Consider the following 11,804-nt stretch of genomic DNA (forward strand, 5'->3'; position numbering starts at 1 on the left):
ATGAATAAAAAAAGAGAGTAAATAACATAAAAACAGAAACAAAATCACAAATTATTCGGGACAAACCCGACGAATCGGCCCTGTCCAACACTTAATCCCTATTTTTCAAGGAGCCTCATAACTCATCTATTATCGTACAACACTTGATAACGCGAATGTTTCACATTTGTTTCAAACTTATCCGTGACAAACCTTGTTTTTATTTTCTTACCTTTTCTGGTAGTCCCAACGGGAGTCGAACCCGTGTCTCCACCGTGAGAGGGTGGTGTCCTGGGCCGCTAGACGATGAGACCATAACTTGCGAAACCTTATAGTATTCTGAAATTTGATGCAATACCTTTTTCGCAGAAGAAAGCCAAAACTAGCCCCTAAAAACGTTTTTTTATGACTGGTTAATTAACCAACATATTATTTTACGACTAACCAAATATCTAAATTTGTTTATTTTAAGCCATTTATCATCGCTACACTTTAACACCCCATTTAAAATCGACTTATCAACAAGTTATCTACATTTTTTACACATTTGTTGACTACCCAACACATAACATCCTCACCCATCCCTCGACTAATCAAATCTCTATTTCTCTTTTATTTAAGACTATTTTCCACCTATTCATTTTCTACTTATTTGACTAATCAATTTGAATTGTTGCGAAATATACTTTCGGTTCGCCTATTCATTCCAAATGATCAACTAATCAACGCTGTTTTCCGACTACCCAAAGCGTTTTTTTGCTCTTTTATACCTTAATAAATGCATTTTTATTCTTCTTTTTTATTTTTTCGGGTACTCAACACTCTTTTTTACTCTTAAATAAGGCAATAATCCTATCTTTAAATTATTTTTTAAGTTTTATTTACAATCTTCTATTATTATTTTATTGTATATATCTTCCCAAATGCACTGGTTGTTTTTACTCTTTCTGATAAAATACGACCATTATGGAAAAAGATTTGTATGCCATTTTAGGAATTCCCAAGACCGCAACAGATTCGGAAATCAAGCGTGCCTATCGAAAATTGGCCCAAAAACATCATCCGGATATGAATAAAGGAAATGCCGAATCGGAACAAAAATTCAAAGGGATCAATGTGGCGTACGAAATTCTTTCGGATAAGAAAAAACGGGCTCAATACGATCAATTTGGGATTGCGGGAGGACCGGCGGGTGGGCAAGGAGGATTTGAAGGGTTTTCCGGGTTTGATCCTTCTAACTTCGGCGGTGGATTTTCAGATATTTTTGAAACTTTTTTTGGGGGAGGATTTTCAGGCGGAGGACGGACTTCCAAAAAACAAGGCCCTGTTCCCGGAAACGATATTGAAAGCGTTCTCTCTTTAACGTTGGAGGAATCCGCGTTTGGGGCTGAAAAAATATTGGAAATCAATAAATCCGATACCTGCGCACGATGTAAAGGAGAAGGAGCCGAGCCCGGGACTCAAGTTGTAACCTGTTCGGAATGCCACGGCACCGGACAAGTACGCACCGTTCGACAAACCATTTTAGGACAAATCCAGGCGGTTCGAACCTGTTCCAAATGCCATGGGGAAGGCCGTATCCCGGAAAAGCCCTGTTCCGAATGCCATGGACAAATGAGAACGCGCCAACGGAGCAAGCTCACGGTTAAAATCCCTTCCGGGATTGAAAATGGCGCCACGATTCGTTTGCGTGAAAAAGGAGAAGCCGGAGTTAAAGGAGGAAGGCATGGAGATCTTTATCTCCATATTCAGGTTATGCCACATTCCGAATTTCAACGACAAGGTTATGATATTTATTCTTTGGTTAAATTGCATGTTTTAGAGGCAATCTTGGGAACAACCTTATCCGTAAAGACCCTACACGGCTCCATGAAGCTTAAAATTCCAAGCGGGACTCAACATGATCAGGTGTTTAAGATCAAAAATCATGGTGTGCCTCATATTAGAGGAGAAGAAAAAGGAGACCATTATGTAAAAGTCCAGATTGAAACCCCTAAACGCCTGAGTCGAAAAGAACGAGAGCTGTATCAGGAAATTGCCAAAGAAAGCGGGCTGAACATTGATGAGGACGGAGGATTGCTGTCTAAGTTGAAGTTTTGAAATTAGACATTTCCAATAACTCATTATACGATATACACATGAATATTACGTTGTCGTGGGATCTTTTTATCTTCGTTTTCTTCTGCATCATCATTGCGTACAGTTTTATTGTGGGCCGAAATCAGACCCTTAAGATCATTATTGGAACTTATATTGCAGCCCTGACCGCGGATGGAGTGGCCAATTTGGTTGAAAAATATCTTGGAGGGGAAACCGCTCCTCTTAAAATCTTGGCGGGACCGGACAGTGAACAAGTCCTTATTATTATGAAAATTGTGATTTTTATTGTGGCTGTGGTGGTATTGGCGGTAAAAGGTGGATTTGAGGTTGGGATGCTCACCGAACAACAGACGGTGATGCGTATTTTGACCACTTTCCTGTTTGGAGTATTGAATGCCGGATTGATTGTGAGCACGCTTCTTTTATACGTGTCCGGCCTTTCCTTGATTGGTTCAGATCAAATCCAAGCCGCCTCCATGGTTGGGAGTGACTCTACGATGGTGCAATTGATGATTGAAAATTATAATCTGTGGTTTTCATTGCCTGCGATTGCGCTCGTGGTACTGAGTTTTTCGCAAAAGCCGGATCCTCAATAAAGGGAGGATTTATCAGATTGGGAATACGGAAAGGAAAAAAAATGCGAAATACAAAATACAAGAAAGAAAAAACGCAAAGCGTTTTTTCTGGTGGGTCAGGTGGGTATCGAACCCACGGCCATCGGCTTAAAAGGCCGCTGCTCTACCACTGAGCTACTGACCCGCACGGACATTATACGGATAACTTTTATTTCGCCAAGTCTTTTTTAATATTTTCAATAAAGAACGACTGATAACCCTTTTTTTGGCTTACACATTTGATAAATCGAGTCTTGATTAGTCGCGCTACATACGGTATAAATCGTGTTGAGTAATCAACATTTTGGTTAATCAACATGACTTCCGGCCAATACATAAGCCTTAAAGACGCCTCTCTGCTCACGGATCGTTCTCCCCAAACGATTCGCCGGCTTATCAAATCCAATCAAATCCGTTATCGCAAATACAAAACGCCACAAGGTTTTTCATATTTGGTTGAAAAAACCAGCCTTCTCGATCATTTTCGAGATGAAGAGGTGCGTGAAGAAGAATTTGATCAAGAACTGGTTGAATTGGGCGAAACCGAAGCTGAACTCATTGAAGAATTCACTCCGAATCCGTCTTTTCAATCTCGTGCCTCGGCAAAAGTAACTCAAACTCATATCGAATCGGAATCACCACTTCCTCCTCCACCACCCCCATCCCCTGCGTTCCCTACCATTATCAATGAATTGATCCGCCAACATCGCGAAGATAAAGATCGCCTATTCGAACTCTTGGAAACCTTTCAAAAACGAATTTTGACGCTCGAAGACCACATCCGACAGATTGAAGCGCCGAAACAAGCGAAACGAAAGTGGTATCAAATCTTTAAAAGATAATAATTATGTCTGAGACGGCATCATCCTCTTCTTATTTAGAAACCCCAAAAGGCCAAATAGGGCACCGAGCTGTTCAAGAGGCCCTAAAAGCCTATGGCCTACCCCCCAATGCGGATCCTTTTCTTGTGGAAGCAACATTTGGGCCACTCGTATTGGGTGTTACGATCGCAGTTGATAATCTCTTTTTAGATCTTCAAGAGCACCTAGACGGTCCTCAATATGAATTCCCGGATTCAGTTGATTCATTTGATCTATCTGGAATCTTAAGTGGTGCGGATTTAGATGCGCTCTCGAGAGAAGAAGTTGTGGCACAATTAACTCGATTTACCAACTCTGATTCTCTTATCGTTGAACTTTCTCCGGTTTCAGGCCAATTGGTTATTCGCGAACCCGACTCTGAGAGAGGTTTTGTTTTATTGAAACTCTCTTGTGTCCCCCTTAGATATTCTCCCGCCTCTCAAATGGCTCTTCAAGAAATCGAAGCAAAATACCCAATTTTAAAAGAGCTTATGGCACAAATCGATCAATGGCGAAACGAAAAACGTCCCATAGCCCTCAACGGGACAAATCCACTTACAATGGTAGTAAATCACGAAGGACAATTGCCTAAACCTGTTCTCCCACCTGTTGACATTGACATAGCCTTTCCGGAATACACTCCTTTATCTCGATTAAAGGCTCGATTCTTGGACTTATTATCTAAAATGTATTAAAACGTTTTTTAATTCGCTTTGAACATTCCCATAATGCTTTCCCATAGGCCCATCGTAATCTTTATTCGTAAATTCAGTATTGAAAATCTTTTTTAGAACGGAGTTGATGGGTTCATAAGCGGCTCTTTGTTCAGGATAATTTCCTTCATTCGTTAAATACTGTGGCCCTAATTGATCGAGGATGACTCGGCAGAGATACTTTTTCTCCGGAGTATTTAGGTTTACGCCATCAATATAAGTTTTTGCCCTACCATCCACGCTGATTTTAGGGAGATCACTGAAGGAAACCGTTGGAATTTTTTCTCTTGTGTAAAAAACCGCTAAACATTGGGGATCCAGTCCATCCAATAACTCGGCAAAAGCATAAACTTGAGGATAACCCTTTTCTCTTTTGTCCGAAGGATCAATCCCCGATCGTTTAAGAGTGTTATGCGTTAAAAACTCGGTAATTCCTTCTCCGAGATTATATGAAAAAATAGAAGTTGAATTTGGGCCCTCAATTAAGACATGCATCAACTCATGAATAGAAGTGTTTTGAAATTGCTCATAGGTAGATAAATTGTCGCTCAACTCATAGCGCCTATCATAAGCCGTTCCTCCAACTCCCTTTTTCTGTGGGCGAATATCAATACTTGGGAAAGTATTTACTCTAAGGAGGCGAGAGGACATTCTTTGTACATTTGCCTTGTCTTCCCCTAACAAAAACGGCAGTGAATCCAAAATACGAGGAAGATCTTTTCCTACATAATCCTGCATCCATTTTAAATATTGTGTTTCGTTTGAAGTTAAACCCTCTTCTCTTGCGTCATATCTCTCTTGAGCTGACCGCACTTGTTGTTGAGCGGATTGTAAAATGGCTTCTTTTCTCTTTTTATAGGCTTGTAATGCATCAATGGATTGCAAACGGTGATCTAGGGAGGCTTGCCCAAGGGTTTTAGAAAGCTCGCCTAAACGCAATACGCCAAAATCTCTTGAACTCGCTGTTTTCCCTAATAAGGTTAAAAAGTCGGGGTTTTGTTCGATCAATGCACCTAGTTTTGGATCTCCTGTGTTCTCGTATGTATTTTCAAACCCATAATGACGGGCTATAGGTCTTCTTATATTCATAAATCCCCTGCTTTGATATCGGTCTACTGCCAATTCTTCAACAAAAAGTTTTGCATTTTCTTTTAAGAAATCATAATCCACCCCGTCGATTTGATATTGAGGGCCTGCTGCGGCATAGGCAAAAAGGTCTGTGGCTTCTTGAGCTAAAGCGTCAGTCCATGCGTTAAAAGTGCTTTCTCCTCTTAATCCTTCTAATTCTTTAGATCTTTGTACTCCCCTGGAAAGATCCCTTTCTTCCCATGAAGAACCTAATGTCGAGTTTGTGCCGGTGTCTTCGTATACTTCCATACGAGCCGCGAAATCCTTTGCGGATTTTTCGTCCAACTCCCCCTCTAATTCCAATCGAGTCGGGGGCGTGTTTTTTTGTTTGGCTTCCTCCATCCAGCGATTAAAAATAGCCTCTTTGTTGATCCCTAAGACGACCATGGCGATTTCCCAATTCTTTTTATCTTCTTCTTGCGTTGGGGCTTCCCACTTATCAATCCCCATTTCACGGCAATCTAATTTTATTGCCTTTAAAAGATTCCTATCTTCTTTTACAAGGCTTATTAAAAATTCTTGAACTTGTTGTTGATCTCCGGCTGCGCTTAAACTTGATATGACTTTTTCAGCGCTGTATTTTAACGGTTTTAATAAATTTTCCGCTTGCGGGTATTTTTTATAATACGTTTTTGCTCTCTCAAAATAAGTCTTCGCACCGGCCGGATCTCCTAATGTTTCTCTTGCTTTTGGAGGCCATAACCCAAAAAGTCTATTGATAAACCCTCCCTTATTTTCCAATGCATTTAACGATTCCACTGTGGGTAAAACATGCTCCCATAAATCATTTTCCGATGGTTTAAGCTCTATTCTTGCATCTACCCCCCGAACTGTTCGGTAAACCTGATTATTGAATTCATTTAAGAAGTCTCCCGGTTTATCTTTATAGGATGTCCCTTTAATTAAAAACTTTAAATCTCCGCGATCTATAGAAGAGGGCGATGTGCAATAAAAATAAAGCATTAAAGCTGGCTTCAATGCTTGAGTATCCTCCTTTTTAAGAGCCAACAGATTATCTACAATTGGATTCAAATCATCCCAGCCTTTAATCGCGGCGATCCGTTCTAAAAAAATATCCACCTGAAAATCATAAACTTCATATGTTAACATGGCTCGATTGCTCTTTTGTCCTTCTTTAATGGCTGCGACCCGACGATCTCTTAAAATGTCCAATCTCTTTTTTAAATCCGGATTATTTTGTAACACTTCTTTCTCTAATTCATTTATACGTTTAATCGCCTCACGCCGAGTATCAACTTGATTTAAGTCCGTGGTGCCTTCCGGGTTTGGTGCTTTTTCTTTTGTCATTTTTATTTTTTATATCTTTTTTTATATCTGTAGATTATACACTTTTTTCGTAATATTTGAAAGCCTTCTTTGTTGTAATGGGTAGCTCCTTTAAAATTTGGCTTTTCCTTTGGCGTACCTTATAATCACGGGCGTGACCCTTGATGAAGAAAACAAACTGGTGCGTGAGGCGCAGAAAAACAGAGCAAGTTTTGACCAACTTTATGCGCTTTATTTACCTAAGGTTTATGGCTTTGTGATGGGAAAAATCAAGAATCGAGAAGCGGCCGAGGATTTGACGGGTGAAATTTTTCTAAAAATTTTGGAAGGATTGCCCAACTATCAATTCCGGGGACTTCCGTTTGGGGCTTGGGTGTTCCAAATCGCGCGCAATCATCTTTCCAACTATTACTCGATCTCTCATCGAAAAGCGTGTGAATCTCTTGAAAACCCCGAACGCTTTAAAGATGAATCCGAAGAATCGAATCCCGCCACTCTGGCCCGAAGGAAAAGCACAAAACAATCGCTCCTCAACCATTTCCATGTTTTAACCTCACAAGAATCGGAAGTGGTGCGTCTTAAATATTTTGCCGAACTTTCCAATCAGGAAATCGCGGCAACGCTTGGTATTCATCCCAATCATGTGGGAGTGCTCCTGTTCAGAGCCCTTAAAAAACTTAAAACCGATTATGTTTAAATCTCTCCTCCCCCTTCTCGAACATTTCCTCACCCCTCGAAAAAAGAATTTTTCTCTCGAGGAATTTGGTGCGCTCGAAAAACAACTTCAAAAAGAACAACCCAAACCTCGAAAAGCGTTTGAAGAGGCGTTGAAGAAAAGGCTTCACCAACGTTATGCGGAATTGCAAGAAAAACGAGAAACCCAATCGGACGAAAGCTTTCAATTGTTTGGCTCTTGGATGCGACAATGGACGCTTATTCCTGTGGCTCTCATGCTTCTAATGGTGATTGCCGGAACAGGCGTTTACGTGACTTCTCCCACTCCCGCGACGTCCATTTCTTCTTTTGGAATCCTTAATGCCTCAGTTCAACCTGCTTTCGCTCCCGTAATGATTGCGTTTGATACGCCCATGTTGGAATCTTCGGTGGAAGAGGCGTTTTCCATTACCCCCTCTGTTGAGGGTCGATTCATTTGGAATGAAGAAGGAACCACTTTGTATTTTCTCCCTAAAACAGTGCTTGCCAAAGACACCACTTATCAAGTCACGCTTACGGAACAAGCTAAAAGTCGATATTTTAAACCCCTTGCATCCCTGTATGAACGAACGTTTACCTCGGAATGGATTGCGCTTACCGAACCTCCTCCAATGATTGCCTCCGGCTCCGTTCCTCCCTTATCTCCCCCGCTTGAACCTTCCGTTCAATCTGCGGGTGCCGAGCTCCTTTCCATGGAAGAAAAAGAGGACGATGTGCTTTTAATCGATGATAAAATAAAACCGATTCCAGACAAAAAACTCGATCCTTTCGCTCCGTTTCGAATTGAAAAAGGCCCCTTGACCGCTCAAGAACTGGCTCAATTCGAGGCCGCCGTAGCTCTGATGGAAGAAAATATGGCTAAATAAGGATGAGCACCAAATCGCCCAAGTTAGTTCCTGTGGGGCCGGTTTTGATCAAGCCCTTTGTTTTTTTAAAAAATCCGTAGGAATCGTTTTGATTTAAATGTTTTTCGATGTCGAGGCCTTTTTTTAATGTTTCTTGAGTGGCAATGGCTCCGGCGATATTTTCAGGGCAAAAGCCGTCTACGCCGTCGGTTCCGAGGGAAAGAAGGGTGAAGGGAGACTGCTTTTGCTTTTTGAAAAACTCTTTTAAACACGCGAGCACAAATTGTTGATTGCGGCCGCCATGACCATGGCCAATGACTTTTACCGTGGTTTCGCCGGCGAGAATGAAAAGGCCTTTTTGGTTCCCAATGGTTTTGATGACTTTACGGGCGGTTTTGTTGCAATCTCCAGCCATATGTTTATCTAAAATTTTCACACTGAAAGTGGTGCCCAATACTGTTTTTGCTATTTTTTCAGCCACCTTTGCCGTGGTCTCATGGTTGGCGAGGATTTTTGAAGTTACTTTTTTAAAGATTTTATTGCCGGGTTTTGGCGTTTCCTCTCCTTTTTTAAGGCATTGAATCACGAAATGCGGGATTTTTTTTAAAATTTTATATTTTTCAAAAATCTTTAGCGCTTGCTGGCATGTGGTTGAATCCGGAGAAACCGGGCCCGAGGCAATGGCACTCAAATCATCGCCCAAGACATCTGAAATCACGAGATTAAGGCATTGGGCAGGATAAATCGCCTCCATAAGTCTGCCTCCTTTGATTTGAGAAAGGTGCTTGCGAACCGTGTTGATTTCATTGATGTTGGCTCCGCATTTGAGAAGCAAACAAGTGGTTTTGATTTTTTCCTCGAGCGTGATGCCTTCCATGGGGTAGGGCATGAGCGCTGAGCCCCCGCCGGAGATGAGTGTGATCACCAAATCTTTTTTTGAGGCTTTTTGAGCAATTTTTAAAATTTCTTTGGCGCCTTTCAATCCGTTTTTATCCGGCAACGGATGGGAGCCGCGAATGCATTTGATTTTCTTTAAATGCGGAGTGGGATCACCTTTTGGAATAATGATAAAACCTTCGGTTATTTTTGTGCCAAAATGTTTTTCCGTAGCTTTCGCCATTTTTGAAGCGCCTTTTCCTGCGCCTAACACAAAAATTTTCTCGTATTTTGAGGGATCGATTTTCTTGAGTTCGTTCAAAACCAGAGAATAAGGGTTTATTTCCTCCAAGGTTTGCAGGGCGATTTTTAAGAGCAACGCGGACGCGGCTTTAGCCATACGATTATAAAGAAAAAGCTTCTTTATTCACGAGAAATTCCGGGGTTCTTCCTTGCAATGCATTGATTAAGTTTTGAGCGGCAATCTCCGCCATTTTGGATCGGGTTTCAATTGTGGCAGAGCCCAAATGCGGGACAATGACCGTGTTTTTGCATTCCGCGAGTCCGGGTTTCATGGCCGGCTCATCCTCAAAAACGTCTAATCCCGCTCCAAAAATTTTGCCTTCTTTTAAAGTTTTTACCAACGCCACTTCATCAATGACCGGCCCGCGTGACGTGTTTACAAGAATGGTGGAAGGACGCATGCAATTCAACATTTTCTCGTCGATTAAATGATGTGTGGCTTGGGAATAAGTCACGTGAATCGAAATGTAATCGCTTTCTTGGCAAAGTTGTTCGAGTGTCACTTTTTGTGCGCCCACTTCTTTTTCGAGAAATTCATTTCCGGAAAGGTCTGTGTATAAAATCTTCATTCCAAAGCCTTTGGCCATTTTAATCGCCACATTTTCACCGATACGACCCGCACCAACAATCCCGAGTGTCTTTCTTGTCATTTCTTGACCGAGAAGAAGCATGGGGCCCCATCCTTGAAATTGTCCGCTCCTCATATACACATCACTTTCCGCCATTCGACGAGCCACGGCAAACATAAAGGCAATGGCCATATCCGCAGTGGTGTCCGTGAGAACTCCCGGGGTATTTGTGACCATGATTTTTCGCTTGCTGGCCGCGGCGACATCGATGTTGTTATACCCCACGGCATAATTGGAGATGATTTTACATTGAGGCCCTGCGGCTTCCATGACTTCATCGTCAATTTTATCCGTAAGCAAGGGAATAAATCCGTCGCGCCCTTTTACTTTTTCCAACAATTCCTCACGGGTTAAAACGCGATCGTCCGGATTCATTTCGAATTTTCCGAACGCTTTTTCAAGCATTTGAAGTCCGGCTTCGGGGATGCGACGTGTAACGTAGATGTTCATTGGGGTGAAAGTATTTAGTATATAGAAGTTAGGAGGAAGAAGAAAAATATGGGGAAGCTCACTTCGCTACGCTTCGTGAGTGGCCATGACCTTAGTGAGATACGTTTTGATGCGAGCTAGGCCTTCTACAATCATTTCTTCCGTGGAAACGTAGGAGAATCGGACGAAATCGTCGCCAAAAAGTCCAAACACGGTGCCCGGAAGAATGAGGACATTGGCTTCTTTCATGACGCGATCGCACAATTCAGCGGCGGTGATACCGAGTTTGTCCATGATTTGGCGCACATTGACCATGAGATAAAAAGCGCCTTTGGGAGAATGGCATTTCATGCCCGGAACTTCGTTCACCAATTTGACCATGAGGTCTCGGCGTTTCTTGTATTCAATCAACATTTTCTTAACCTCTTCTTGAGGTCCGGCAACGGCTTCGATGGCAGCGTATTGAGCCATAGTGTTCACGCAAGAGATATCATTGCAAGCGAGTTGCTCCAAGGCTTTTGCCATTTCCGGATTTTTGGTCACGCCCCAACCCACTCGATAACCGGTCATGGCGTAAGTCTTTGAACATCCGTTCAAAATCACGGTGCGTTCCGCCATCCCGGGCATTCCGGCAATGGAAACGTGCTCGCCTTCGTGCACCATTTCATTGTAAATTTCATCGGAAAGAACCCAGAGGTCATGCTTGACCGCAATCGCGGCGATCTTTTCCAAAAGGTCTCGTGTATAGACTCCTCCGGTTGGGTTTTGAGGAGAATTGACCATGATTAATTTGGTCTTTGGTGTAATTTTGGATTCCAATTCCTCGGCACTAAAGTTGAAATTGGTTTCTTCTTTCAATTGAATCGGAACCACAACCCCTCCCAAATATTCGGTCACAGATCCGTAAATCGGGTACGCGGGATTGGGGATGATGACTTCATCTCCTTCATCGATCAACGCGTTGATCATGTAAAACATGATGGGTTTTCCTCCTGCCACCACGACCACATCTTCGGCTTTGTAATCCACTCCCGTGTATTTGCCGGTGGACTTGGCGATCGCTTCTCTCAATGCAGGGATCCCCGGAGTGGCGGTGTAGTGAGTTTGATTCTCGCGAATGGCTTTGATCGCGGCTTCATTGATGTTGGCAGGGGTATTGAATCCGGGTTCTCCAATTTGTAAATAAACCAATTTTTTTCCTTGCGGTTCGAGCACTTCTTTTTCGAATTTTTTGGCTTTTCCGATCACAGAGAAAGCGTTTTCCGTACCCAGGCGCGGCATGCGTTTTGAGAAAGATTTCATGGGAGTAAAAGTTTTAAAAAATAAA

10 protein-coding genes and 2 tRNA genes are annotated in these 11,804 nt (G+C 42.3%); 6 read left to right on the plus strand and 6 right to left on the minus strand.

Going from position 1 to position 11,804, the window contains the following annotated elements; genetic code table 25:
* Window positions 1-217: 217 nt before the first annotated feature.
* Window positions 218-293: transfer RNA gene (locus tag WC882_03045), tRNA-Glu, on the minus strand.
* A gap of 652 nt (window positions 294-945) precedes the next feature.
* On the opposite strand from WC882_03045, the gene dnaJ reads away from it, so the two are divergent.
* Complete coding sequence (dnaJ, locus tag WC882_03050) at window positions 946-2,085, plus strand: molecular chaperone DnaJ (GenBank protein MFA5842626.1); 1,140 nt, start codon at window positions 946-948, stop codon at window positions 2,083-2,085.
* A 32-nt stretch (window positions 2,086-2,117) separates the two neighbouring features.
* The gene (locus tag WC882_03055; protein MFA5842627.1) at window positions 2,118-2,675 is read left to right on the plus strand and encodes a hypothetical protein; all 558 of its coding nucleotides are present in this window, start codon (window positions 2,118-2,120) and stop codon (window positions 2,673-2,675) included.
* An 88-nt stretch (window positions 2,676-2,763) separates the two neighbouring features.
* Here WC882_03055 and WC882_03060 read toward each other — a convergent pair.
* A tRNA-Lys gene (locus WC882_03060) sits at window positions 2,764-2,838 on the minus strand.
* A 172-nt stretch (window positions 2,839-3,010) separates the two neighbouring features.
* On the opposite strand from WC882_03060, the gene WC882_03065 reads away from it, so the two are divergent.
* Together WC882_03065 and WC882_03070 are read left to right on the plus strand one after the other, a co-directional pair.
* The gene (locus WC882_03065; GenBank protein ID MFA5842628.1) at window positions 3,011-3,535 is read left to right on the plus strand and encodes a hypothetical protein; all 525 of its coding nucleotides are present in this window, start codon (window positions 3,011-3,013) and stop codon (window positions 3,533-3,535) included.
* Between the two features lie 5 nt (window positions 3,536-3,540).
* Window positions 3,541-4,248 (plus strand): hypothetical protein, encoded by a 708-nt coding sequence (locus WC882_03070; protein MFA5842629.1) that lies wholly within the window; start codon window positions 3,541-3,543, stop codon window positions 4,246-4,248.
* On the opposite strand, the gene WC882_03075 is transcribed toward WC882_03070, so the two are convergent.
* The gene (locus WC882_03075; protein MFA5842630.1) at window positions 4,231-6,702 is read right to left on the minus strand and encodes a hypothetical protein; all 2,472 of its coding nucleotides are present in this window, start codon (window positions 6,700-6,702) and stop codon (window positions 4,231-4,233) included. The two genes, WC882_03070 and WC882_03075, sit on opposite strands and share 18 nt — an antisense overlap.
* A 109-nt stretch (window positions 6,703-6,811) precedes the next feature.
* Here WC882_03075 and WC882_03080 point away from each other — a divergent pair, with 109 nt between their 5' ends.
* Both WC882_03080 and WC882_03085 read left to right on the plus strand, forming a co-directional pair.
* Window positions 6,812-7,378, plus strand: coding sequence for a sigma-70 family RNA polymerase sigma factor (locus tag WC882_03080; GenBank protein MFA5842631.1), 567 nt, complete (start codon window positions 6,812-6,814; stop codon window positions 7,376-7,378).
* On the plus strand, window positions 7,371-8,261 hold the full coding sequence (locus WC882_03085; protein MFA5842632.1) for an Ig-like domain-containing protein: 891 nt from the start codon (window positions 7,371-7,373) through the stop codon (window positions 8,259-8,261). The genes WC882_03080 and WC882_03085 overlap by 8 nt, the downstream gene beginning before the upstream one ends.
* On the opposite strand, the gene WC882_03090 is transcribed toward WC882_03085, so the two are convergent.
* The 3 genes from WC882_03090 to WC882_03100 form a co-directional block, all read right to left on the minus strand.
* Window positions 8,254-9,516 (minus strand): DUF4147 domain-containing protein, encoded by a 1,263-nt coding sequence (locus tag WC882_03090; protein MFA5842633.1) that lies wholly within the window; start codon window positions 9,514-9,516, stop codon window positions 8,254-8,256. The genes WC882_03085 and WC882_03090 overlap by 8 nt on opposite strands.
* Window positions 9,517-9,520: 4 nt before the next feature.
* Window positions 9,521-10,498, minus strand: coding sequence for a D-glycerate dehydrogenase (locus WC882_03095; protein MFA5842634.1), 978 nt, complete (start codon window positions 10,496-10,498; stop codon window positions 9,521-9,523).
* A gap of 66 nt (window positions 10,499-10,564) precedes the next feature.
* Entirely contained in the window at window positions 10,565-11,779 is a 1,215-nt protein-coding gene (locus tag WC882_03100) for a pyridoxal phosphate-dependent aminotransferase (protein MFA5842635.1), read from the minus strand.
* Window positions 11,780-11,804: the final 25 nt, after the last annotated feature.

The sequence above is a fragment of the Candidatus Gracilibacteria bacterium genome, assembly GCA_041658685.1.
GTDB lineage: Bacteria > Patescibacteriota > Gracilibacteria > UBA1369 > UBA12473 > JBAZZS01.